Genomic DNA, 24,833 nt, shown 5'->3' with positions numbered 1-24,833 from the left:
ACACCCGCGTCTGCATCGGCCGCCGGACGCGAGGCCCACCCGATGTCGTAGCGCGGCGGAAATACCGGGCACATCACGCCGAAACCGGAAACCGGTAGATATGGCGATCATCCGCACCGAACGGACGTGGTACCACCCCAACCAGCAAGATATAGCCATGGCACACCCGGGTTTCACCCCTACGCAGCTCGCCGCCCGCGCGGCCTATCTGCTGCGTGGCAACGATTTGGGGACCATGACCAGCGCCGCACCCCGGCTGTATCCGCATATGTGGAGCTGGGACGCGGCATTCGTGGCGGTGGGCTTGGCACCGCTGAGCGTCGAACGCGCGGTGATCGAACTCGACACCCTGCTCTCGGCGCAATGGAAGAACGGGATGATCCCGCATATCGTCTTCGCCAACGGGGTCGACGGCTACTTCCCCGGCCCGGCCCGCTGGGAATGCCGGCTGCTCGCGGCCAACGCCCCGGACGGACCGGACACCTCCGGTATCACCCAGCCGCCGGTACATGCCATCGCCGTCCAGCGGATCCTCGACCATGCGCGACGGCACGGCCGCACCACCCGCGCGGTCGCCGAAGAATTCCTCAACCGCCGCTGGCCCGATCTGGTGCGCTGGCACCGCTGGCTCGCCCACGCCCGCGACCCCCGGGGTAGCGGCCGGATCACCCTCTACCACGGGTGGGAATCGGGTATGGACAATTCGCCGCGCTGGGACCGGGCCTACGAGCACGTCGTACCCGGTGATCTGCCGCCCTACCGGCGGGAGGACGTGCTCGTCGTCTCCGACCCGACCCAGCGGCCCACCGACCGGGAATACGACCGGTACCTGTGGCTGGTGGAACAGATGCGGCGGTCCCGCTACGACGACGACACATTGAGTTCGGTGATGAGTTTCGCGGTCGAGGACGTGTTCGTCACCGCGATCTTCTCCCTGGCCTGCGAAGTGCTGGGACAGATCGGTGAGGAGTATCACCAGCCCAAAGCCGATACCCGCGAACTGTTCGGCTGGGCCGAGCGGTTCCGCGCCGGGGTCGTGGCCACCACGGACGCGCGCACCGGGGCGGCCCGCGATTACGACACGCGCCTGAACCGCTGGATCACCACCGAGACCCTCGCCATGTTCGCGCCGCTCATCAGCGGTGGCCTGCCCCGAGCCACCGAACGCAACCTGCTGCGCCTGTTCGAGGGCCCGCGTTTCTGCGGCCACCCGGACCTGCGCTACGCGCTGCCACCGTCCACTTCCCCGGTCTCGAAGGATTTCCGGCCGCGCGAATACTGGCGCGGGCCGGTCTGGCCCGTGATGAGCTGGCTGTTCTCCTGGGTATTCGCCCACCGCGGATGGGCCGAACGCGCCTTCATGCTGCGTGCCGAAGCTCTGCGGCAAGCCAGCGACGGAAGCTTCGCCGAGTACTACGAACCGTTCACCGGGGAACCACTGGGGAGTATGCAGCAGTCGTGGACGGCAGCCTCGGTCCTGGACTGGCTGGGCTGAGCGGCCGTCAGGCCGGCTGCGAATTCGCGGCCGGTTCGCAGGTGTTCTTCAGCGAACAACCCCCGCAGGAGCCACCGCAGCCACCGGTCTCCACCGGCGGGGCCACGGCCTCGGCGGCGCGAGCGCCCGCGGTGGCCCCGGCACCGAGGGTGAACAGCGCGATCACCAACACACCCACGGCCACCAGCACAGCGGTGAGCCCGCCCGATGCCAGCACGACCAGCGCGCCCGCGGCCAGCAACGCACCGGCGGTGATCGAGGTAGGGGCGGCCACCCGGTTGGCGGTACGGAACGCGGTCTCGTCGCGCAGCGCGGCCTCGGTGTGCACCCCGATATAGCGATTACCGGGAAGACGACCGAGGAGGCCCAGCACGCCCGTCGCCAGGGCTACCACGGCCAAGACGAAGAGCAGTATCGCGACAACAAACACCAGGTCAGCCTAGCAGTGTTTATTTGCGGCGCCTGCGGCGCCGCGGGTTCGGGGCCCCCTTGTGTCTCGGGTCTTCACTCCTTCGCTCAGTCGCTGCGCTCCTTCGCTCCAGACCCGAGACGGGCCCCGAACCACGTAGGCGGACCATCGGAAAAACGGAAACCATGAGACGAGCGCACCCGCGCCGCGATCCCCTGTACCCACACCCCCTTGTGATCGAGCCGACTCTCTTTCCTTCCGGGCCCCTCACCTGCCCACGCCCCCACCTTTTGGGCTAGTCAGGGGCTACGTCTTACGCTGTTCGACGACGGATTTCTCCCCCCATCGGCAGCTAGAGAAGGCAGGACCGTGCAGGACACCCGCGCAACCGAGACCGCCGGGCAGAGCTCGGTAGACAACGGCGCCACCCAGGGCCGGGCCGCCGATACACCTGCCCACCGGTATACCGCCGCACTCGCGGGGGAGATCGAACGACGCTGGCAGCAGCGCTGGAACGAGCGCGGCACCTTCCACGCGCCCAACCCGGTCGGTCCGCTCGCCGGCGAGGTTCCCGCGGACAAACTGTTCGTCCAGGACATGTTCCCCTACCCGTCGGGCGCCGGGCTGCATGTCGGTCATCCGCTGGGCTATATCGCCACCGACGTGTTCGCCCGCTATCACCGGATGCGCGGCCGCAATGTGCTGCACGCGCTGGGCTACGACGCCTTCGGTCTGCCCGCCGAGCAGTACGCCGTGCAGACCGGCGCGCATCCGCGGGATACCACCGAATCCAATATCGCCACCATGCGGCGGCAGCTGGATCGGCTGGGCCTGGGGCACGACCGGCGGCGCTCGTTCGCCACCACCGACCCCGAGTACTACCGGTGGACACAGTGGATCTTCCTGCGTATCTACAACGCTTGGTACGACCAGGAGGCCGATCGCGCGCGGCCGATCGCGGAGCTGGAGCGGCAGTTCGCCACGGGCGCCCGCCCGGCCCCGGACGGCAAGGATTGGGCGAGTATGACCGCTGCCGAACGCGGTGCCGTGCTCGACTCGTATCGGCTGGTGTACCAGACCGATTCGGTGGTGAACTGGTGCCCGGGTCTGGGGACGGTGCTGTCGAACGAAGAGGTCACCGCCGACGGCCGTAGTGAACGCGGCAATTTCCCAGTGTTCCGGAAGCGGTTGTGGCAGTGGATGATGCGGATCACCGCCTATGCGGACCGGCTGATCGACGATCTCGAGTACGTGGACTGGCCGGAGAACGTGAAGGCCATGCAGCGCAACTGGATCGGGCGTTCGCGTGGTGCCCGGGTGGAGTTCGCCACCGATGCGGGGGATGTCGAGGTTTTCACCACACGTCCCGACACCCTGTTCGGCGCCACCTATATGGTGCTGGCTCCCGAGCACGAGATGGTCGACCGGTTGACCGCGGCGGCCTGGCCGGAGGACACCGACCCCCGCTGGACCGCCGGCGCCGCGACACCGGCGGCCGCGGTCGCGGCGTACCGGAAGGCCGTTGCCGCCAAATCGGACCTGGAACGGCAGGAGAACAGGGAGAAGACCGGCGTTTTCCTGGGCACCCATGCCACCAACCCGGTCAACGGCGCCCGAATCCCGGTTTTCATCGCCGACTATGTGCTGAGTGGTTACGGTACCGGCGCGATCATGGCGGTACCGGGTCAGGATCAGCGCGACTGGGATTTCGCAACCGCCTTCGGCCTGCCGATCATCCGCACCGTGCAGCCGCCCGCCGGGTTCGACGGTGCGGCCTACACCGGCGACGGCCCGGCCATCAACTCCGACTATCTGGACGGTCTGTCCATCGCGGATGCCAAGGCCGCGGTGATCGCCCGGCTGGAAGCCGACGGACGCGGCGCGGGCACGGTGCAGTACAAGTTGCGCGACTGGCTGTTCGCCCGTCAGCGGTACTGGGGTGAACCGTTCCCGATCGTCTACGACGAATCCGGCGCCCCGCATGCGCTGCCGGAGTCGATGCTGCCGGTCCAGCTGCCCGAAATGGACGATTTCGCTCCGGTCACCTTCGATCCGGACGACGCGGATTCCGAGCCCTCGCCGCCTCTGGCCAAGGCCACCGACTGGGTCGAGGTGGAGCTGGATCTGGGCGACGGTCCGCGGCGCTACCGGCGCGATACCAATGTGATGCCCAACTGGGCGGGTAGCTCCTGGTATCAGCTGCGCTACGCCGACCCCACCAATGGTGAAGCGTTCTGCGCGAAGGAGAACGAGAACTACTGGCTGGGGCCGCGCCCCGCGGAGCACGGCGCCGCCGATCCAGGTGGTGTGGATCTGTACGTGGGTGGTGTGGAGCATGCGGTGCTGCACCTGCTGTACGCCCGGTTCTGGCAGAAGGTGCTGTTCGACCTGGGTGAGGTGAGCGGCAGCGAACCGTATCGCCGCCTGTTCAATCAGGGCTACATCCAGGCCTACGCCTACACCGATGCGCGGGGGGCCTATGTCCCGGCCGCCGAGGTGACCGAACGCGACGGCAGGTTCTACTGGACGGACGCCTCGGGTACCGAGGTGGAGGTGAACCAGGAGTACGGCAAGATCGGCAAATCGCTGAAGAATGCCATCGCCCCGGATGAGATCTGCGATCTGTACGGTGCCGATACCTTCCGTTTCTACGAGATGTCGATGGGCCCGCTGGACACCTCGCGGCCGTGGGCGACCAAGGATGTCATCGGCGCGCATCGTTTCCTGCAGCGCGTCTGGCGGCTGGTGGTGGACGAGGAGACCGGTGCGGTCCGGGTCACCGAGGACAATCCCACCGATGAGACGCTGCGGCTGCTGCACCGCACCATCGCCGGTGTGGACGAGGATCTGGCGGCCATGCGTGACAATACGGCCGGCGCGAAACTGATCGAGCTCACCAACCATTTGACCAAGGCGTATCCCCAGGGAGCCCCGCGTTCCGCGGTGGAGCCGGTGGTGCTGATGCTGGCCCCGCTGGCTCCGCATATGACCGAGGAACTGTGGGAACGCCTGGGCCACACCCATTCGCTGGCGCACGGTCCGTTCCCGGTCGCCGACCCCGCGCTGCTGACCGCGGAGACCGTGGAATATCCGATCCAGGTGAACGGGAAGGTCCGCAGCAGGATCCAGGTGGATCCGGAGGCCGATCAGGCGGCGATCGAGGCGGCGGCGCTGGCTGACGAGAAGATCACGGCTTTGCTGAACGGCAAGGCGCCGCGCAAGCTGATCGTGGTGCCGGGCCGGCTGGTGAACATCGTGGCGTGAACCGGCGCCGGTGATCCGGTTGCCGGGCAATCCCTGGGCAACCTGTTGGCCGGTAGTTAATCCGGTGGACTCCTGGGTCTTGCCTGCGTCGGTTAGCGTGCGTGCGTTCAGACCGGAACAGGAGTCCACTGTGAAACCTCTAGCGCTCTTCGTCGCCGGCGAGCCGGCCGGTTCCCGCTCGCGCGTGACCTGCCGGTACAAATGCGGCAACGCCTGCTTCCACGGTGTGCCCAATACCTCGCCGAATACGTATTTCGGTGAGATCGTGGCCGGGATCTCGCGGCGCCGCCTGTTGCGGGGCGGGGCCGCCGCGGTGGTCGCCATCGGTGCGGCGGGGGCGTTGGCCGCCTGCGGCGACGGCGCCGAGGCCGGGACGGCCGCGGACACGGAGAATATGGGAACAGGGTTCCCGCCGGTCGCGCCGAACACCGAGGACGCTCTGGTCGTGCCGGAGGGTTACGAGCAGGACGTGGTGATCCGCTGGGGTGATCCGCTGTTCGAAGACGCCCCCGAATTCGATTTCTTCCGGCAGACCTCCGGCGCCCAGGCCAGGCAGTTCGGTTACAACAACGATTTCGCCGGACTGCTGCCGATCGAGGGACAGCCGGGCAGGTATCTGCTGGTGGTGAATCACGAGTACACCACCGAACAATTCATGTTTCCCGGATACCGCCCCGAGGCGATCACCCGGGAACAGGTCGATATCGCGATGGCCGCGCACGGGCTTTCCGTGGTCGAGGTGCGTGGTGAGCCCGGTACCGGCCGGCTCACGCCCGTTTTCGGGAAGTACAACCGGCGTATCACCGCCACCACCGAGTTCCGCCTGACCGGCCCGGCCGCCGGTAGTGCCCTGGTGCGGACCTCCGCCGACCCCACCGGGACCAAGGTGCTGGGCACGATCAGCAACTGCTCCGGCGGCGTCACCCCGTGGGGCACAGTGCTCTCGGGCGAAGAGAACTTCAACGCCTACTTCGTGGGCGAAGCGGCCGATCCCGTGACCGCCGCGCGGCTGGAACGGTACGGCATCGGTGAATCCGATGCCCCGCATCACTGGGAGAAGTTCGACCGGCGCTTCGATATCACCGCCGAACCCAACGAATCCAACCGTTTCGGCTGGGTGGTGGAGATCGACCCGTGGGATCCCTCTTCCACCCCCGTCAAACACACGGCGCTCGGCCGGTTCAAGCACGAGGCCGCGAATATCCACGTGACCGCTGACGGCACCGTGGTCGCTTACAGCGGTGACGACGAACGCTTCGACTACATGTACAAGTTCGTTTCCTCGCGCAAGATGGAGCCCGGTACCGGTGCGGCCGCCCGCCGCCACAATCTGACCATCCTGGATGCCGGCACCCTCTACGTGGCGAAACTGTCCGGTGATCACCCCGACCGGATCGACGGCTCGGGTGCCGTGCCGTCGGACCGGGGCTTCACCGGTACCGGGCAGTGGATCCCCATTCTGCGTACCGGTGCGGACGGTCGCGGTGAATCGCTGGTGGACGGGATGACAGCCGAGGAGGTCGCGGTGTTCACCCGGCTGGCCGGCGACAGGGTCGGCGCCACCAAGATGGACCGGCCCGAGGATTTCGAGGCCAACCCGAAAACCGGCAAGGTGTATGTGGCGCTGACCAACAACACCCGGCGCGGTACCGACGGCGCGGCCCCCGCGGACGAGGCCAATCCGCGCAACGAGAACAAGAACGGTCAGGTGCTCGAGATCACCGACGACCACGCCGGCACCGACTTCACCTGGTCGCTGCTGCTGGTGTGCGGTGACCCGGCAGCCGCCGACACTTATTTCGCCGGGTACGACAAAACCGGGGTGAGCCCGATCTCCTGCCCGGACAATCTGGCGTTCGATCCCTACGGCAATCTGTGGATCAGCACCGACGGCAATGCCCTGGACGCCAACGACGGGCTGTTCGCGGTGGTCCTCGACGGCGATCGCCGGGGCGAAACCAAACAGTTCCTGTCGGTGCCGATCGGTGCCGAAACCTGCGGCCCGGTGATCACCGAGGAACGGGTCGTGGTGTGTGTGCAGCATCCGGGCGAAACCGACGACGCCTCGGTGGAGCGGCCCGCCTCACACTGGCCGGACGGTGGCACCGCCCAGCCGCGGCCCGCTGTGGTGGCGGTCTGGAAGTCCGGCGGCGGCCGGATCGGGGTGTAGGCGCGGGGAGGTGCGCCGCCGGCCGTGTCCTCAGCCGGCGCCGCGCCGGATCGGAGCCGTCAGCCGCTGCCACTGCCGGTGAGCCCGTTCATCCGGGCGAATCGGGCGAAATCTCCCTGTGCTCCGCTGTAGACGTTCACATCGGTGTTGCCGTGGATGCCGGGAATCGATCCCGAATCGGTTTGCTGCCAGAAAGTCCAGGCCGGCCAGCCGCCGGGCACCTCGGGCGCGGGCCGGCCGCGGTAATCGGCGATCCACAGCGGGTATCGGTGGAACCGGTGGCTGTCGGCCATGGCCGTGCGCCAGAAATGCGGATAGGTGTAGATGATCGGTACCCGGCCGGTCAGCGCCTCCACCGTATCGAGGTAGCGGTGTGTCCAAGCGATCAGCGCATCCGGCGGCAGCCCTCCGGAATGTTCCAGGTCCAGAACCGGTGGCAGGTCCAGCGGGCCGTTCTGACCGAGGACCACTGCCGCGTACAGGGCGGCCTGCGGTTCGGGTGGCAGATCGGGGTGCGCGTAATGGTAAGTGCCCCGCGCTATTCCGGCGAGCCGCATCTGCAGGCTGTCCTGGATGAAGTACGGGTTGATATAGCTCAGTCCCTCGGTCGCCTTGACCACGGCGAAACGGTGCCCGGCGGCACGTACCGCGAACCAGTCGATCGGCCGTCCGCCCCCGTGCTGCCAGGACGATACGTCGGGGCCGGTGGGTTCGGCTCCCGCCGGGATGGGAGAAAAACCCAGCCCCGCGGCGATCGCGACCGCCGCCAGCCTGGCGGCCGGCCGCCTACGGGCAGGTCCGCGTAGGCGGCACGCGGCACGTACCCGGGCCGGAACGGAAAAGCTTCTGCCGAGTTCGGACGCGGACGGAAAACCAAAGAGCACTCTCATCGCTGTGTGCCTCCAGGGCAGGTCACGGGGTACGGGTGGTGCGCTTCTCCGGATGATTGGTTTTCGTGGTGCCAGGCTCGTCCCGGATCCGGACCGACGGCTCTTCTGCGGCGCGGTTCAGTGGCCGGGAGGCCTTCGAGCACTGACAGTGTGGCCGCCCCGGCCTGCGGATCGGAGTTTTCCGCGCGCGCGTGTCGGTGTTTGTTTCGCGGCTGTGTTCATCGGCGGCGCCGTCAATAAACTCCCTCGTGACATGGTGACTCTTCTGTTTGCGATGGCCGGGTTCGCGTTCCTGGATTCCCTCGATGTGCTGCTGATAGGGGTTACCACTGCGGTGATCGTCGACAGCCGGATGGCGCGCCGCTCACCGCTACCGAGCGGGCTGGCGTTCATCGGCGGAGTGTTCCTCGTCACCACGGCTTTCGGAATCGCCACGGTGCTCGGGCTGACCTGGCTGACCGAATTACTGGATTTCCGTGTCACTCCCAGGATCCGCTTCTGGGGTGAACTGGCGGGCGGCGGCATTCTGCTCGCGTTGGCGGGTATTCGCGCCACCGGTCCCACCACCCCGCCGGCCTGGGCCACCGCGCTGCGCCGGCGTAAGTCGATGCTCGCGCTGGCGGGTGCGGTGATCGGGTTGGCGCAGGCCCCTACCGCCATTCCGTATCTCACGGCGCTGGCCATGCTCTCCTCCCACCGGCCCCTACCCGCGGGCTGGCTCCTGATAGTGCTGGCCTACTGTGCGCTGGCGCTACTGCCTCCGCTGCTGGTGCTCGCGCTGTCGCTGCGGCGTACGCGCCGGGCGCAACGGACCTATCGGCGGGTGGTGCGCGTATTCGCCCGTTACGGACCCCTCGCGGTCCGGATCCTGTTCGCCGTACTGGGTGCGGCCCTGATCTTCGACGCCTTCGTCAACGCGCGGCCGTAACCGCCTCGTGGTCCGGCCGGCCCGAGCGGTGTCGATCGTGCTCGTCGTTCGGTGGGAAACCCGCACCCGCACATGTTTCGAGCGCTCTCCGGGGTTGTCAGGGGCCGGTCGGCTCGTACCCGGCGGCTTCGAGGGCCGTACGGACCTCGGCGGGGTCGAGATCGCCGGTACTCGTCACCGTGACGGAGGCGGACAGGACGCGGGCGAATTCGACAGCCGGCTTCCCACCGGCTGGCTGCTCGTCGTCGCCATCCATCTCGCCCATGCCGCGAGCGAGGAGCGCGGTAGCGGCCGGCTGGCAGGCGCGGACGCCGATCGCGCGTTCACCACCAGCCTGCTGCGCATCCTGGCCCGGCGGGCCCACGCGCCGGGATACCGGAACCTACGGAGCGGGAAACCCCGCCGGTCCGAAGGTCTCCACGGCTGTCCGGCCCCGCCGCCCTAGTTGCGTTCCACTTCGATCGGGTGGGTCGCCAGCAGGGAAAGCGGCAACGGCTGACGACGCAGCACCTGAGCCCACATATCGGTGCGCCGGCCGGCGATCGGATCGTTGGGCAGGGCGGAGACCACGATCCAGTCGTCGTTGGCCAGTTCGCTGTCCAGCTGGCCGAAGGTCCAGCCGGCGTATCCGGCGAAGATCCGCACACCCTCGACCAGCGGGCCGATGCGCTCCGGGTCGGCGTCCAGATCCACCAGCACCACGCGGCCGTCCACCCGGCGCAGTCCCGGTACCTCGTCGATGGAGCACCCGACCCGTACCGTTCCCAGGCAGAGGGCGGCATCGCGTTTGACCGGCCCGCCGACGAACAGGGTGCGCGGCTGAGCGGATATCTCTGTCCACTGCGGCAGCACGTCCTGCACCGCGGTATCGCTCGGGCGGTTCAGCACCACTCCCAGCGTTCCGGCGTCGTTGTGCTCGATGATGTACACGACGGTGCGGCGGAACGTGGGCTCGGCCAGTTCGGTGGAGGAGACGAGCAGGGTACCGGCCCGTACCACCTGCTCACCCTGCCGGTTGCCGCGACGACCCGGCCCGGGATCGTTCCCGTCACCGCGGCCGCCCCGGGTCTTGCGATCATCGGGGTCATCTGCCTGCGCCACCAGGCCATCATCGCAGCTATCCGCCGATTACGCCGCTCCGATCGTCTCTTCGGTTCCCGCGGAGTTCACGCGGTCGACGGTTCCCGGCTGCCTGGACACGGCGGAAGAGCCTCGTAGAGTCATCCGTATGCGATCCCCTGAGGTGCTCCTCGGCAACAGCGACGACGTCTACGACTTCTACCGTGCGCACCGGCAGAACCGGATCCAGGCCATGGGGGCCTACGCCCTACTGGGGCGGCGTTACCGGCCGCGGATCAGCTACGCCGCCGGTGCCCGGGCCGCGATCGCCGAGCTGGTCCGGGCCCGTACCCCGCTGCTCATCGCGGTCAACCACCTCTCCCGGTTGGATCCCTACACCCTCGCCGCGGCGGCTTGGCGTAGCGAACTGCGCCCCCTCATCGGGCGGACCCGGGTACTGGCCAAGGACGAGTTGTTCGAAGAGGAGAAACTGCGCCGCCGTATCGACATGATGGGCGGTATCCCGGTGTTCCGCGGCAGTGATCACGGTGTGCGGGCGGTGAACGCGGCCGGGCAGCGGATGATGGATATCTGCGCCGAGCGGCTGGCCGATGGCGACAGCCTGGCCATATTCCCCGAGGGAACCTGCAACGACGTGGACCCGGCCCAGGTGCAGCCGATCGGTACGGGTATCGGGCATATCGCGTTCCGGACCGCCAAACTCGGCGTCCGGCCCGTGCTGCTCGCTCTGGGCCTGAGCTACGGGCGCCGGCCCGACCCGGCGGTCGAGCCGACGAAGGACGAGGCGAAGGGGGCGAGTTTCCACTTCGGTATGCCGCGCACGGAGCTACCGGCCCGTCCGGCGGAGATCGCCCGTATGGTGCGCCTCGAGCTGCAGCAGGCGCTGGACGGAGCGGTCGCCGCCTATTGAGGCCGGCCGGCTACTGCGGCAGCCCGAGCCTGTCACGCGCCCAGTGCGGCACCATCGACAGGTACTGGGGCCGGGTCTCGATGAAGTGCTGGACCACCCGGCACATGGGCAGCGCGCCGAAGCCGTCGGCGCGTGTGGCCTCCAGCGCGGCCTCGACCAAGGTGCGGGCATAGCCCTGCCCGTCGAAGCGCGGGTCGATTTCGGTGTGTACGAACGCGCGCTCACCGACGGTCTCCTGGTACTCGGTGTAGCCCGCGACCTCGCCGTCGACCGTGATCTCGAAGCGTTCCAATGCGGTGTTGTTGCGGACCTCCGTCGGCATGGCTCGACGTTACTCGGTCGGCCCCGATTTTTCGCATCCATCCGCCCGGCCCGGCCCGGCGAGTCGGATTCCGTAGCGATTTCAAGACATTTCGATGATCGCGCGGCCCACGATCTCGCCGCGCGCCAGCGCTCCGTACGCCTCGTCGACCCGGTCGAGGGGGTAACGGCGGGTGATCACATCCTGCGGTCGTACCGTATCCGCCGCGACCATGCGGAGCAGGGCGGGCATATCGGTGCGGGCCTTCGCGCCGTAGGAGCCGCGGATCTCCAGTTTGCGGCGGACCAGGCGGGCGAGGTCGATCGCCCCGGTGGAACCCGCGGGGGCGATACCCACCACCACGGCTCGTCCGCCGTCGTCGAGGATGTCCAGCGCGGTCGCGAAGGTGGCCGGGCTGCCGAGTGCCTCGAAGGCCACGTTCACACCGTGTCCACCGGTGAGTTCGCGGACCCGGGTCGCGACGTCCTCGGTCCGGGAGTTGATCGTATGGGTGGCGCCGAGCCCGGCGACGGCGGACAGTTTCTCGTCGCTGATATCGATGGCGATGATCTGCGCGACCCCGGTCGCCGCCGCGAACTGCACGATCGAGGATCCCACACCGCCCGCCGCGACCACCGCGATCCGGTCGCCGAGGGCGAGTTCGGCGGTGCGTACCGCGCCGAGGGCGGTGAACGAACTGCAGCCCAGGATCGATACCGCTTCCAGGCCGACGCCGTCGGGCACCACGAAGACATCGGAGGCCGGCACCACGCAGTATTCGGCGAGCCCGCCCATCGAGTACATGGCCAGCGGGGTTCCGTCGGCGCGCGCCAGCCGGGTGGTCCCGTCGTACAGGGTGCCGTTCAACCGGTTGTGCGCGAAGAACTTCTCGCACAGGTCTTCCGCGCCGCGTACGCAGTGGCGGCAGCTCCCGCACGGCATGATGAAGCTGCACACCACGCTGTCGCCTACGGCGATATCGTCGACTCCGTCGCCGAGTCGTTCGACGATTCCGGAGACCTCGTGACCCAGTACCGCGGGTGCTGGGAACTTCACTTCCGATCTGAGTACGTGCAGGTCGGTGTGGCATACCCCGCAGGCGGTGACCCGCAGGAGCACCTCCCCGCGCCGCGGGACGGGCACCGGGATGTCCTCGACGACGAGCCGGGGTTCGTTTCCGTCGAAAATCGCGGCCAGCATGCGTTCTCCTTCGCCGTTGCGGTCACCGGTTTCCGGTGCGCCCGACCACCGTCTCAGAAATTCCCGTCTCCGTTCGGTGGTTCCGCCGGCGGATCGTGAATCGGACCCCAAGAAGAGAGAGCACTGCTCTTGACAAGCGTGGGGAAGGGTGCGATCGTTGTTCACAGTAGAGAGCACTGCTCACAAAGGAGTAAGAAGATGTCCGCCACCACTCGCTACCTCGCTCCCGCCGGCTTCGATTCGGTTTTCGGCCGGTTCATGACGGCGCTGTCCCGCCTCGGTATCAGCGTCGCCGGATCCCGGTTGCTGGCGGTACGCGGCCGCAAATCCGGAGAATGGCGGACCGTCCCGGTGAACGTGATGACCGCGGCGGACGGGCAGCGCTATCTCGTGGCCCCGCGTGGGCACACCCAGTGGGTGCGCAACCTGCGAGCGGCCGGAGCGGGCGAGCTGCGGCTCGGTCGCCGGGCCGAAGCCTTCACCGCCGCGGAGGTCGCCGATGCCGACAAGGTGCCGCTGCTGCGCCTCTACCTGAAACGCTGGGGCTGGGAGGTCGGTCGTTTCTTCGAAGGAATCACCGCGAACGCCTCCGACGCGCAGCTCGCCGAGGCGGCCCCCGGCTTTCCGGTCTTCCGTATCGAACGCGCGAACTGACGGCGCTCAGGCGGGTGCCAACGTCCGGGTGAGTAGGAACTCGATGGCGGCCGCATAGCCGTAGCTGCCCATTCCGGCGATCACCGCCTCGGCGATGGGGGAAATATAGGAGCGGTGCCGGAACTCCTCGCGGGCATGCACATTGCTGATGTGCACCTCGACGATCGGCACCTCCGGAATGACCAGCGCGTCACGGAGCGCGACCGAGGTGTGGGTGAGTCCGCCGGGGTTCACGACGATCGCCGAAACCGCACCGCGCGCCTCGTGCACACGGTCGATGAGCGCGCCCTCGGAGTTCGACTGGAAATGGGTGATCTTCCGGCCGTGGGCGGCCGCGGTCATACGGCACAATTCGATTACATCGTCGAGGGTTTCCGACCCGTAGACTTCGGGCTGCCGAGTGCCGAGCATATTCAGATTCGGCCCGTTCAGAACCAGAATCGGGCTGCTCGAGGTTTGCGGGACGGCGGCATCTGACATGGCAGCAACCCTACCGACACCTCCCGCACGGCCGAAGGGTTCTGGGTTACCGTTACGGGGTATTTCTTCATCGAATGCGGACTTCCGGGGTAACGGCGCACCGGTTCGGATCGATCGGTAGCGTAGCGACGCCGGGTGTCCGCGGACGCCCCGACGAACGATCACGGCCCGCCTCGCGGTGAGTTGGGTACGGACACAACTGCACACGGTGGTGCCGGGTATGGTTTCGGGTTTGCGATCAGTCGCAAGCAGGCTTTTTTCAGGTACGGTGGTCTTGTTACTGGAGTGGCAAGAGTGAAGAGTGGGCGACATGGATGTGTGGGGATCCCGCCGCTTTCGCTTCCGGGGCGCATTGGCCCTTACGGGGGTGGCGGCTCTGGTGATCGCGATGGGAGCGTGCGGGTCCGGTACCGAGACGGCCGGCCCCGAAAAGGTCGTCGACCAATTCACCGAACTGCTCGACGAACATGATCACGCGGGTGCGGCCGAACTCACCTCCTACCCCTCCGCGGCCTCGGCAACGCTCGAGCAAATGTTCAGTGGACTCGAGTCCGGCACGGTCGACTACGAGAAAACGCAATTCATCGAACTCGATGCCGAATCGGGAATCTTCAGTCTCGATGTGGAATGGAGTTTCGGCGAGCGGAAGACCTGGTCGTACGGACTGGAGGGTTCCGTACGCAAACTCGCCAACGGCTGGCGGATCTCCTGGGACCCCGCGGTGGTGATGCCGCAACTCGCGCAGAACCGCTCGGTTCAGCTGGTGCGCACCACCCCCGACCCGGCCCCGCGAGTGGTGGACAATATCGGCAAACCGTTGATGACCCAGCAGATCATCAACGTCATCAAACTCGATCCGGCGCGTATGCCCGATCAAGTGGCCTCCACCGACGCTCTCGCCCGGGCGATCGAACCGGTGGCCCCGCTGATCACCGGGGAAACGCTGCGCGAGGATCTGGCGGAAGCCGGTGGGAAGCCGATCACGGCGGTCAGCCTGCGGGAGGGCGATTTCGCGATCCTGGAACCGGAGATGGCGCCCATCCCGGGCGTGGTGATGGAGAAGGAACCGCGGCTCATCGTTTCCGATCGCCGGATCTTCTCACCCATGCTGGACGCCCTGCGTAATGTCTGGGAGGAGAGCCAGGACAAGCATTCCGGTTGGGCCGTACAACTGTTCGAGGACGGGCGCTTCGTCAAACAGCTGGCCGGCCATCAGGGCCCGGCCGGCCCCGATATCGCCGGCACCATGGACCAACGGCTGCAACGCGCCGCCGAGGAGGCGGTCGTCAGCGTGGGGACACCGGCCTCGATCGTGGTGACCCAACCGTCCACGGGGGCCGTGGTGGCCGCCGCGCAGAACAACTACTCCACCGCCCAGGGGCCGGTCGCCTTCACCGGGCTGTACCCCGTGGGCGGCGCCATCGACCTCTTCCGCAAGGCGGCAGCGGCGGCCAAAGGCAAAGCGCCCCAGGACGTCACCGATCAGGAGGTCGTGGAGGCGGCGGCCGCGCTCGGGGTCGGTGTGGACTTCCGGGTACCCGGCCTCGAGGAGGTGACCGGCCGCCCCGTGGGCGCGGGCAGTGCCGAACCGGTCCGTCAGGGCGGTGCCTCGGATGCCCTGCTGGTCAGCCCCTTCGGTATGGCCATCGCGGCGGCGGCCATCACCGACGGTGCCCTGCGCCCCCCGATGCTCGAACGGGGCCGGCCCGCGGAAACGGACGCGCCCGTGGGTCCGCTACCGGCACCGGTAACCGATGCCCTGCGCGCGGTATTGCGCGAGGGGATGAAGGCGCCGCATATGGCGCGGTTGCGCGGGTTCCGTGATGTCACCGGCTTCTCGGCCAGGGCAGGGGACGACGGCTGGCTCATCGCGAACATGGGCGATCTGTCCTTCGCGATCCATATAGCCGATGTCGACAGCGGCGATATGGTCGTCCGGATGGGTGAACGGATGCTGCAGACTCTCGCGAAACCGGACGAATGAGCGACGGAGAGGTTTCACCCGAACACCCGGGCGGCCCCCCGCCAGCCCAGCAGGAACAATGCCAGCACCAGGCCCGCCACCACGATGAAGCTGATCGCCGTGCCCTGCCCCGCGACCACCCGCAGCAGCATGCCCACGACCAGGGTGCTCGCCCAGATCAGCACTCCGGCCGGCAGGAGCCGGGTTCCGTCGAAAGGCTCATCACCGGGCCGGCGGCGATCCAGCAGAACGGCGGCGGTCCACCCGACCGCCAGCCCGGCCGCGAACGGCCACACCGTATGCAGCAGGCCGGTGAACACCGCCTCCTCATGACTGCGCCGTCCGATAACGCAGAACAGCACCACCAGCAGCACATCGACGGCGATCGGCCCGAACCTTCTCACCCGTCGCAGCCTAGTATCCGGGGCCGGCGGAGCTCCGGTCCCGGCGGTTCCACCGGCGTGGGCTCACCCGTTGCGCTGAGAGAACTCCCGCTCGTATTCGTCGTCCTCGGCGTTACGGGTGCGGAACAGGAAGGCGAAGACGATCCAGCCGATGATCGCGATCAGGACGAAGCTCACCAGCCGATAGACGAAGGCGGCGGCGACGGCCTGGGCCGCGGGCAGCCCGGCGGCCGCGGTCAGCCCGTAGATCAGCGTCGCGTCCACGTAGACGATGCCGCCCGGAGCGAACGGAATCGAACCCACCGCCTTACCCGCGGCGAAGGCGATCAGCAGCCCCGCCCAGCGTGGATCGCCGCCGATCGCGTAGCAGGCCGCCCCCAGGCAGGCGATATCGGCCAACCGGTGGATCACCGCCCACCATGTCACCCAGGCGCCGTCCCGGGAACTCAGATCCACCGATTCGACCTGGTCCAGCATTTCCCGCAGTTTGTCCGCTCCGGTGGCCGCCGGACGTTTGCGTACCCGGTTGACCAGGGCCAGGCCCCGGCGCAACGTACCTTCGAGGGTGCCCGGATGCCGCGACGCGTAGTTGCCCGCCCACACCAGCGCGACCACCGCGGCGACCGATACGACGAGATTGACCGGACCGACCCGGCCACCCGCCAGCACGGTGCCCAGCACACCGACCAGTGCCAGGCCAACCGCGGAAACCACGCCGGAGAACACGAGCTGCCACGAGGCGACCACCGGGCTGGCGCCCCAGCGCCGGGTCTGCCGGTAGGTGAAGGCCGTGGAGAACACCTGCCCGGCGGGCAGGGTCACCGACATGGCGGTGGCGCCGTAGACGACGGCCACCGATCTACGCTGTTCCACTCGGACACCGCCCGCGTGCAGCAGCTGTTTCTGGACCCGGCCGAAACCCGCCATCGACAGCATCTGCAAGGCGATACAGGCCGCGACCCAACCCCAGTGGATCTCGGTGAGCTTGCGCCACGATTCGTGTAATCGTGGCCACAGATAGACGGCTTCACCGATCAGGAGGAGCAGCACGATCGAAACGGCCAGCCATTTGATCCAGCGGAATTTCCGGCGGCGGCCGATGCGGCGTGCCGCTTCCCCGGCCGGGCGCGCAGCAGAAGTCTCCGCTGGATCACCGTTGGCCGTCACGGGCTCAGCCTAATGGACGTGGGGGTCCGCGGTCCGTCACCTGCTCGGCCGCGGCCACCCCCGCTCGCGCTCGCCACCGGCGAAGTGGGTGGTCTCAGGCCTGATCAGTGGAGTCACGCGGCCAGGACAGCCGGGTTTTGCGGCGTCGCCCCCGAAGCTCCACCTCGTCACCGGAGGTCCAGTGACGTTGCTCGCTCTCCTCGGCGAAATACAGTGCCGAACCCGAGGCCAGCACCCGGCCCGGATGATCCTTGGCGAGTTCGGTGAGCCGGGATGCCTCGTTCACCGGGTCGCCGATAACCGTGTATTCGAAACGATTCGCCGCCCCGATATTGCCCGCGACCGCCAACCCGGCGGAAACCCCGATACCGATATCGAGACCGGAAATCGGCCGCAGTGCCTCGCGGAGCTCCCGGGCGGCGGCCAGCGCGGCGGTCGGCGCGTCGGGCCGATCCAGCGGGGCGCCGAATATCGCGAGGGCGGCATCACCGACGAATTTGTTCACGAATCCGTGGTGGTGGTCGATGACATCGACCACCACCCGGAAGAATTCGTTCAGCAGGCTCACCACCTCGGTCGGCGGATGCTCCGCCGCGGTAGCCGTGGAACCGACCATGTCCACGAAGAGCACCGCCACGAACCGGGTCTCCCCACCGAGCTCGGTGCCGTAGTCGAGCGCGCGCTGGGCCACCTCGGCCCCGACGTGCTGACCGAACAGCTCCTGTAACCGCTGCCGGGTGGCGGCCTCCTCCATCATCCGGTTGAAACCGACCTGCAGGAGCCCGATCTCACTACCGTCGAACACCTCGACCTGCACATCGCGCGCACCGTTCTGCACCTGATCGATGGCCTGGCTGAGCTGGCGCACCGGATCGGAGATACTCGAGGCGGTGAGCATGGACAGTGCCAGTGCCTGCATGATCACGACCCCGCAGAGCAACAGGATCGATACCGCCAGCGATTGCGCGGAGAATTTGACCTCCGACGAGATCTGGGTGACGCACAGCAGCACGATCGCGATGGTGGGGGCGAAGGTGCCCATACCCCAGGTCATGGCCATACGGGTACCGACACCGGGGGTCAGGGTGTGGTCGAACCGGCCGGCGGTGAGCGCCTCTGCCGCCACCGGGCGCAGAATCCGCTCGCCGAGCATGTAGGTGAAACCGAACACGATGGTGGCGGCCATACATTCGGTGATGATCACCGTACCGGCCAGGGCCGGTGTTTCGGAGATGATGGCCGTGGCCAGCACACCGCCGCCGAGGATCCACAGGGCCAGATGCAGAATCGCCTGCCGCAGCGGGGCGTGCAGAGCGGCCATCTGCTCCTGGCGGCTCGGCGGTCCGCCGCGCATCTGCCAGCGCATCACCGGTCGCAGCATCAGCGCCGAGGCGAGCACACTGAGGACCCCGCCGGTGAGGAACACCACGGCGGGAACGAGCAACCCGATCCGGCGGGTCCCCGGCTCTTCGCCTTCGGGTACCGGCAGACCGTATTGGATGAACGCCCAGACGAGGACCGCGCCGAACGCGTTCGTGAGCAGCATCGAGGTCAGGTACAGGGGCCAGCGCGTATGCATGGTCTGTTTGACCGCTTCCAATGGCGCTGACACGGGTACCAATCTAGCGTCCGGCACCGGTGCACCGGCGTGCCCGGGTTGGGGGCCGCCGAGTATCCGCGCCTCCGTTCCGGCCGTGCGTGGCCTGGGTATGGGTTTTGCCCGGCCGCGCTCAGTAGGCTCGGCCGGGTGACCGAGCCGAAACCATCCGCCGCAGACGCCGTTCACCCCATCGTCCGGCAAGCAGCGGAATGGGCCTGGCGGCTGTTGGTGATCTTCGCCCTGGTGGCGGTCGTCGCGGCGGCGGTCCGGCGGCTCGATACCGTGGTGATACCCCTGGCCATCGCTCTGCTGGCGGCGGCGCTCCTGGGCCCGCTGGTGGATTGGACGCAGCGCCGCGGAGTGCCGCGCGGGATCGGCGTCTTCGTCGCGCTGGTCGGTTCGCTCGGGTTGGTCGCGGGTGTGGTGACCTTCGTGGTGGAACAGTTCGTGGTGGGTGTCCCCCAGCTGTCCGACGAATTCACCAACAGTATCCACAAGGTGCAGGACTGGCTCATCAACGGCCCGCTGCACCTGAGTGACGAGCAGATCCGCACCGCCGGTGACGCCGCGATCCGCGCCATCCAGTCCAACCAGGACACGCTCACCAGTGGCGCGCTCACCACCGCCACCATGATCGGTCACATCCTGACCGGAACCTTTCTCACCCTGTTCATCCTGATCTTCTTCCTCTACAGCGGGTACCAGATCTGGGAGTTCGTCACGCGCATCGTGCCTCGTGCCCACCGTGAACGGGTACGTACCGCCGGGGAACTGGGCTTCGGTTCCCTCGTCGGTTTCGTGCGCGCGACGGTGGCGGTGGCGGCGGTGGACGCCATCGGTATCGGCGCGGGGCTGCTGCTGCTCGGGGTGCCCTTGGCGCTGCCGCTGGCCTCGCTGGTGTTCATCAGCGCGTTCATCCCGATCATCGGTGCGTTCCTGGCCGGGTTCGTCGCCGTGTTCATCGCCTTGGTGACCAAGGGTTTCGTGACCGCGCTGATCGTGCTGGGAATCATCGTCGCGGTGATGCAGCTGGAGGGGCACGTCCTGCAGCCGCTGTTGCTCGGGCGCGCCGTGCGTATCCATCCGCTGGCAGTGGTACTGGCGATCGCCGCGGGAGTGGTCCTGGGCGGGATCGCGGGCGGGCTGCTCGCGGTGCCGCTGGTCGCGGTGCTGAACACCGCGATTCGCTCACTGCTCGCGGAAGATCCGGAGGAGTTGCGCGGCGAGCTGACCCCGGACCGTAAAGGGATCTATGTGGCCGAGCCGGATTCGCCCGAACCAGAGGGGGCCCTGATCGCCGCCGCCGGAGCCTCGGGCCGGTTCGATATCGTGGCCCTGCTCGCCGAGGCGCAACGGCGGCTGCCGCTCGCCCGTCCGGGCGGCGCCGATACGCGGCCGGAAACCGGTGCCCCCGACCCCGGACCACCCGCCGGTCCCGGTACCGACCCCGGCGGGTGGTCCGGGGTCGGCCGGCCGGGGTGAAGTGGGCGTTCGACCCGGCCGACCGACCGGATGCGACCCCCGTATCGGGGAATGCCCTGATGCGGGATGTTATCGGCGCTGGGTAATCTCGGATCTATGGACGGCCCCGATCCGGTATTCGACGGTGTGGGTCCCGGCGGCCAGGTGGGCAACCGGGACCTGCGTGTTTCCGATGCGGAACGGGAACACGTCGGGGAATTGCTGCAGCGCGCGGTCGGACTGGGCATGTTGTCGCTGGGGGAGTTCACCGAGCGGATGGATACCGCGCTGGCCTCCAAGACCCGCGGGGAACTGAATTCGGTGCTGATCGACCTACCGGGGGTACGACTGATCGGCGAACCCGCCACCCGGCCCGGACAGCACGGAAAGCCGTTGCCGTTACCGGGGGATACGTCGAACTCACAGCTGTCCGCGATGGTGCAGGGCGGTACCATCCGCCCGCGTATGTCCGGGGTGAACCGCCGCGGTGTGTGGCAGGTGGCGCCGGTACTGCGCACCAACAGCTGGCTTTCCGGGGTGACCCTGGATTTCACCCAGGCCGTCATGACCACCCAGGTGGTGGAGATCCAGGTCGACGACTACGCCAGTTCGCTCACCCTGGTGGTACCGCAGGAGGCGACGGTCGATCTGGACGGCCTCGAACTGATCGGATCCAGCGTCAACAACAAGGTACGCAGCGGACCCCCGATCGGACCCCTGCATCTGCTGGTGCACGGCCGGGTCCGGTTCGGATCGGTTACCGCCAAACAGCCTTTCATGGCGCACTGGCGCCGGTTGCTGGGGCACTGACCCGCGCGTCGTCGTTCCTTCCGCGCGGGCCGGTGCCGTGGTGCTAGTCCTGTTCGCGGCGGCGGAGTAGTTCGTTCACACTCACCGAGCGACCCTCGCCGTGCTGGTGGCGCCCGGTGTCCTCGGCCGGCATACCGGCCTGCTGGCGCCGCGCCGAGCGCAGCCCGGCCATCCACGATTCGATGCTGTTGCGCTCCCGGGTATCCGGGTTCTGCCCGCCCCCGGCGGCGGCAGCGGACTGCTGGGCGAGACTGTCGGGTCGCCGGTCGTTCGGCGCGGGGCGCTCCGCGGGCCGGGTGGGGGGTTCCGGCGGCCGCGCCGGGGCCTCCGGTGTGCGGAACCGGCCGGGATCGGGTGCGCGATACTGCCCCGGCAGTTCCATGGGCTGCTGTGCGCCGGGGACGCGCCGCGGCAGTTCGGGCAGGCCGCGGCCGGGATCGGCCGGACCGCCCGGAGTTCCGGTTCCCGGATTGCCGGTTCGCGGCATCGGCCGTGGCTGGGAGCCCTGGTCCTGCGGTGACCGCGGATCCGCCGGTCCCGGATTCGGGCCGGGCCGCCGGGGCGGTGCTGGGGGACGACCGGGCCCCTGCTCGCCCCGCGGGCCGCCGGGCTGCGGCACCGGTGCCGGGCGGCCGGGCGGCCTGCCGTCACCGGCCGGGGGCCGGGGCGGTGCCGGCGGGCGGGCGGGCCCCGCCGGACGGGCCGGTGCGCCGGGGATGCGCAGTGAGCTCTCCGGCCGGGGCGCCGGCGCGCCGTCGAGTGTCCGGTTCTGCTGCGGACCGGGGGGCGCGAGTGGTGCGTCGGCCGGGGTCGGCAGAACGGTACGCCCCGCCGCGTTCTGGCCCTCGGCGTCCTCGGTCGGTTCGGAGGCGAACAGACCACGCAGGGTGGGGGTGGCGAAGCCGGGCCGACCCGCCGGGGATCCGGCGGGGGGTCGCTGGCCGCCCGCCGGATCCCCGGGCCGGGGCACCGGCCCGCCGGGCGTTCGCCCGGGGGGAGCCTGTCGCAGATCACCACGCGGCCCCCCGGGGGTGCGCCCGTGTTCGGGTGCGGCCGGTCCGGGTGATCCGGCGGACGGCTGCGGAGCGCGGGGGGACGGACCCGGCCCCGGTACGGGTGGTTGCCCGGTACGACCCGGTACAGCGGATTCGTCGGGCGCACGGCCGGATTCGCCGGAACCCTCGGGCTGCGGTGTGGGGCGCGGCCGGGTGGGGTCCGCAGGGGTGGGCATCGGTTGTTTGGCGGCGGTGCCGGCCGCGGCCTGCTGGTCCGCCTGTTTGCGGTCGGCCTTGCGCGGCCTCTTGGGCACCGCGTTCAGATGCGCGGTGGGCGCGGCGGCCTCGATTTCCTCGCGGGTGCGTTTGAGAACCGGTGTCTTGCGCTGCTTCTCGGTGGCCAGGGCCGGCATCTGCATGGTGACCGGATCGGTGACCGGGGTGGTTTTGACCAGGTCGACCACATCGCCGCCGCCGGGGCGCTCGTCGTCCAGAATCGGTTCGCCCAGTCCGACCTGCTGCTGGATGCGCTTCATCCAGGCCGGGGCCCACCAGCAATCGTCGCCGAGCAATTTCATGGTGGCCGGGACGAGCAGCATACGCAGGATGGTGGCGTCGATGATGAGCGCCGCGATCATGCCGTAGGCGATGTACTGCATCATCACCAGATCGGAGAACGCGAACGCGCCGGTCACCACCAGCAGGATCAGGGCGGCCGCGGTGATGATGCGCCCGGTGTGCGCCGTACCGATCCGGACCGCCTCGGTGGTGGAGGCACCCATCGCGCGGGCCTCCACCATGCGCGACAGCAGGAAGACCTCGTAATCGGTGGACAGGCCGTAGATGATCGCGATGATCAGGACCAGCACCGGCGACATGATCGGCTGCGGAGTGAAATTGAGTAGATCCGCGCCGTTCCCGTCGATGAATATCCAGGTCAGGATGCCGAGGGTCGAGCCGAGTCCGAGCACGCTCATCAGGGCCGCCTTGATGGGCAGCACCAGTGACCCGAAGGTGAGGAACATCAGGACCGTGGTGACCAGCAGCACCACAGCGATCATCAGGGGGATCCGGTCCACCAGGGCGTCGATACTGTCGCCCTGGAGCGTCGGTTGCCCGCCGACCAGCATCGTCACATCGTCGGGTACGTCTATCGCCCGGAGGTATTCCACGGTCGGCCGGTAGTCGTCGGAGTCGAGGAGCGTGGCACTGGTGCGGAACACGTTCGGCTGAGTCGGGGATTCCGACGGTACGGCGAAACCGGCGGCATCGGCCAGACCGGGCGCCTTGTCGGCCTCCTTCAGCACCTTCGCGATGGAGGAGGTGTTCTCACCGAGGAAGATCAGCTGAATCGGGTCGGATTGGCGCAGTGGGAAGGTCTGGTCGAACTCCTCTTGCGCGATCCGTACGGCATTGTCCGGCGGGAGGTACTTCTCGCTCATACCGCCGAAGGCCAGGTTCTTCACCGGGATGATCAACAGCAGCAGCCCGATGCAGATCGGGATGGCGATCTTGAGGGGGTGGCGCATGACCCAGGTGGTGATGCGGCCCCACAGGCTGGCCTCGACCTCCTCCGCGGATTTGGTCTTGCGCATCTTCTTGAAGCTCAGCATGTCCACCCGCCGTCCCAGCACGCTCAGCATGGCGGGGAGCAGGGTGATCGAGGCGAGAGCGGCCACGGCGACGGTGGCGATGGTGCCGTAGGCCATGGACTTCAAGAAGCCCTGCGGGAACAGCAGCAGGCCGCCGAGGCTGGCGATGATCATGGTCGCGGAGAACACGACGGTTCGTCCGGCGGTCATCACCGAGCGCCGGACGGCCGCCCGGGTGTCGTAGCCCTCGGCGAGTTCCTCCCTGAACCTGCTGACGATGAACAACCCGTAATCGATGGCCAGACCCAGGCCGATCATCGAAACCACACCGGTGACGAAGGTGTTCACCTCGGTGAACTTCGTCACCATCATCAGGATGCCGTTCGCGGCGATGATGGTGAGACCACCGACGATCAGGGGGAGCCCGGCGGCCACCACACCGCCGAAGATGAAGAACAGCAGCACACCGACCGCCGGAATGGCAAGGAGTTCCATCCGCTTCGTATCGTGCGCCATGGTGTCGTTGAGCGTGCCCGCCACCGGCTGCAGACCCGCCACCTGCACATCGACCCCGTCGATGAAGAAGGCATCCTTCACGGCGCGGTAGTTGCGGACCATCTCGTCGTCGTTGTTACCGACGATCGCGACGGAGGCGAAGGTCTTGGTTTTGTCCTTGGAACCGAACACCGCGGGTGAGGCCTCGCCCGTCTCGGTCTTCCAGTAGGCGCCTTTCACATAGGCGATCTGGTCCGGATATTCCTTGGGCAGCCGGTTCAAGCTGTCCACGATCTTGTCCCGGAACGCCGGATCGGACTCGATCGTCTGCCCCTCCGGCGCCGTGTAGAGCACCAGCACATCGGCATCGTGGTTGCGGCCGAACGCCTCGTCGGAGATTTCGGCGGCCTTCACCGACTCCGAGTTCGGATCGAACAAACCGCTGGAGCTGAGATGATCCGCCAGCCCCAGGCCGCAGGCACCCAGGCCCAGCATTCCCGCGACAACGACTCCGATGACAGCGAAACGCAGCCGGTAGACCAGATCGCCCCAGCGGGTGAACACT

General features: G+C 68.1%; 20 protein-coding genes. 10 read left to right on the top strand and 10 right to left on the bottom strand.

Annotation, left to right across the window (positions count from 1 at the left end; translation table 11 throughout):
• Window positions 1-157: 157 nt before the first annotated feature.
• Window positions 158-1,495 carry a glucosylglycerate hydrolase gene (ggh, locus tag ACYR7D_RS05095; protein WP_459548467.1) on the top strand — a complete coding sequence of 446 codons (1,338 nt, stop codon included), beginning with the start codon at window positions 158-160 and terminating at the stop codon, window positions 1,493-1,495.
• Window positions 1,496-1,502: 7 nt separating this feature from the next.
• Here the strand turns inward: ggh and ACYR7D_RS05090 are convergent, their stop codons facing one another.
• Window positions 1,503-1,925, bottom strand: a complete 423-nt coding sequence (locus ACYR7D_RS05090) for an SdpI family protein (RefSeq protein WP_459548466.1) — start codon at window positions 1,923-1,925, stop codon at window positions 1,503-1,505.
• A 348-nt stretch (window positions 1,926-2,273) separates the two neighbouring features.
• On the opposite strand from ACYR7D_RS05090, the gene leuS reads away from it, so the two are divergent.
• A complete protein-coding gene (leuS, locus tag ACYR7D_RS05085) occupies window positions 2,274-5,168 on the top strand; it encodes a leucine--tRNA ligase (RefSeq protein ID WP_459548465.1) in 2,895 nt (964 codons plus the stop codon).
• Window positions 5,169-5,298: 130 nt separating this feature from the next.
• Complete coding sequence (locus ACYR7D_RS05080; protein ID WP_459548464.1) at window positions 5,299-7,338, top strand: PhoX family protein; 2,040 nt, start codon at window positions 5,299-5,301, stop codon at window positions 7,336-7,338.
• Window positions 7,339-7,397: 59 nt separating this feature from the next.
• Here ACYR7D_RS05080 and ACYR7D_RS05075 read toward each other — a convergent pair whose 3' ends face one another.
• Window positions 7,398-8,228: a glycoside hydrolase family 25 protein gene (locus ACYR7D_RS05075; RefSeq protein WP_459548463.1), complete on the bottom strand. Its 831-nt coding sequence runs from the start codon at window positions 8,226-8,228 to the stop codon at window positions 7,398-7,400.
• 253 nt (window positions 8,229-8,481) lie between these two features.
• Between ACYR7D_RS05075 and ACYR7D_RS05070 the strand changes: the two genes are divergently transcribed.
• A complete protein-coding gene (locus ACYR7D_RS05070; RefSeq protein WP_459548462.1) occupies window positions 8,482-9,156 on the top strand; it encodes a GAP family protein in 675 nt (224 codons plus the stop codon).
• 37 nt (window positions 9,157-9,193) lie between these two features.
• Window positions 9,194-9,601: a hypothetical protein gene (locus ACYR7D_RS05065; RefSeq protein ID WP_459548461.1), complete on the top strand. Its 408-nt coding sequence runs from the start codon at window positions 9,194-9,196 to the stop codon at window positions 9,599-9,601.
• Here ACYR7D_RS05065 and ACYR7D_RS05060 read toward each other — a convergent pair.
• On the bottom strand, window positions 9,598-10,257 hold the full coding sequence (locus ACYR7D_RS05060) for a YqgE/AlgH family protein (RefSeq protein ID WP_459548460.1): 660 nt from the start codon (window positions 10,255-10,257) through the stop codon (window positions 9,598-9,600). The genes ACYR7D_RS05065 and ACYR7D_RS05060 overlap by 4 nt on opposite strands.
• Before the next feature lie 127 nt (window positions 10,258-10,384).
• Here ACYR7D_RS05060 and ACYR7D_RS05055 point away from each other — a divergent pair, with 127 nt between their 5' ends.
• The gene (locus tag ACYR7D_RS05055) at window positions 10,385-11,146 is read left to right on the top strand and encodes a lysophospholipid acyltransferase family protein (RefSeq protein ID WP_459548459.1); all 762 of its coding nucleotides are present in this window, start codon (window positions 10,385-10,387) and stop codon (window positions 11,144-11,146) included.
• 10 nt (window positions 11,147-11,156) lie between these two features.
• Here ACYR7D_RS05055 and ACYR7D_RS05050 read toward each other — a convergent pair whose 3' ends face one another.
• The gene (locus ACYR7D_RS05050) at window positions 11,157-11,468 is read right to left on the bottom strand and encodes a GNAT family N-acetyltransferase (protein WP_459548458.1); all 312 of its coding nucleotides are present in this window, start codon (window positions 11,466-11,468) and stop codon (window positions 11,157-11,159) included.
• 81 nt (window positions 11,469-11,549) lie between these two features.
• A complete protein-coding gene (locus tag ACYR7D_RS05045; RefSeq protein ID WP_459548457.1) occupies window positions 11,550-12,647 on the bottom strand; it encodes a zinc-binding dehydrogenase in 1,098 nt (365 codons plus the stop codon).
• 198 nt (window positions 12,648-12,845) lie between these two features.
• Here ACYR7D_RS05045 and ACYR7D_RS05040 point away from each other — a divergent pair, with 198 nt between their 5' ends.
• Window positions 12,846-13,301 (top strand): nitroreductase family deazaflavin-dependent oxidoreductase, encoded by a 456-nt coding sequence (locus ACYR7D_RS05040; protein WP_459548456.1) that lies wholly within the window; start codon window positions 12,846-12,848, stop codon window positions 13,299-13,301.
• A 6-nt stretch (window positions 13,302-13,307) separates the two neighbouring features.
• On the opposite strand, the gene aroQ is transcribed toward ACYR7D_RS05040, so the two are convergent.
• Complete coding sequence (gene aroQ / locus ACYR7D_RS05035) at window positions 13,308-13,781, bottom strand: type II 3-dehydroquinate dehydratase (RefSeq protein WP_459548455.1); 474 nt, start codon at window positions 13,779-13,781, stop codon at window positions 13,308-13,310.
• Window positions 13,782-14,091: 310 nt separating this feature from the next.
• Between aroQ and ACYR7D_RS05030 the strand changes: the two genes are divergently transcribed.
• Window positions 14,092-15,765 carry an NTF2-like N-terminal transpeptidase domain-containing protein gene (locus ACYR7D_RS05030; protein WP_459548454.1) on the top strand — a complete coding sequence of 558 codons (1,674 nt, stop codon included), beginning with the start codon at window positions 14,092-14,094 and terminating at the stop codon, window positions 15,763-15,765.
• 14 nt (window positions 15,766-15,779) lie between these two features.
• Here ACYR7D_RS05030 and ACYR7D_RS05025 read toward each other — a convergent pair whose 3' ends face one another.
• From ACYR7D_RS05025 to ACYR7D_RS05015, 3 genes are all read right to left on the bottom strand, one after another.
• Window positions 15,780-16,148, bottom strand: coding sequence for a DUF3054 domain-containing protein (locus tag ACYR7D_RS05025; RefSeq protein ID WP_459548453.1), 369 nt, complete (start codon window positions 16,146-16,148; stop codon window positions 15,780-15,782).
• Window positions 16,149-16,211: 63 nt separating this feature from the next.
• A complete protein-coding gene (locus ACYR7D_RS05020) occupies window positions 16,212-17,315 on the bottom strand; it encodes a lysylphosphatidylglycerol synthase transmembrane domain-containing protein (protein ID WP_459548452.1) in 1,104 nt (367 codons plus the stop codon).
• Window positions 17,316-17,409: 94 nt separating this feature from the next.
• A complete protein-coding gene (locus ACYR7D_RS05015; protein ID WP_459550028.1) occupies window positions 17,410-18,894 on the bottom strand; it encodes an adenylate/guanylate cyclase domain-containing protein in 1,485 nt (494 codons plus the stop codon).
• 168 nt (window positions 18,895-19,062) lie between these two features.
• Here ACYR7D_RS05015 and ACYR7D_RS05010 point away from each other — a divergent pair, with 168 nt between their 5' ends.
• Window positions 19,063-20,397, top strand: coding sequence for an AI-2E family transporter (locus tag ACYR7D_RS05010; RefSeq protein ID WP_459548451.1), 1,335 nt, complete (start codon window positions 19,063-19,065; stop codon window positions 20,395-20,397).
• A gap of 144 nt (window positions 20,398-20,541) precedes the next feature.
• Window positions 20,542-21,186 (top strand): DUF1707 SHOCT-like domain-containing protein, encoded by a 645-nt coding sequence (locus ACYR7D_RS05005; RefSeq protein ID WP_459550027.1) that lies wholly within the window; start codon window positions 20,542-20,544, stop codon window positions 21,184-21,186.
• 43 nt (window positions 21,187-21,229) lie between these two features.
• Here the strand turns inward: ACYR7D_RS05005 and ACYR7D_RS05000 are convergent, their stop codons facing one another.
• Window positions 21,230-24,832: an MMPL family transporter gene (locus tag ACYR7D_RS05000; RefSeq protein ID WP_459548450.1), complete on the bottom strand. Its 3,603-nt coding sequence runs from the start codon at window positions 24,830-24,832 to the stop codon at window positions 21,230-21,232.
• Between the last annotated feature and the right edge of the window lies 1 nt (window position 24,833).

Source organism: Nocardia sp. X0981 (assembly GCF_977089955.1).
This window is presented reverse-complemented; position numbering and strand designations above follow the sequence as displayed.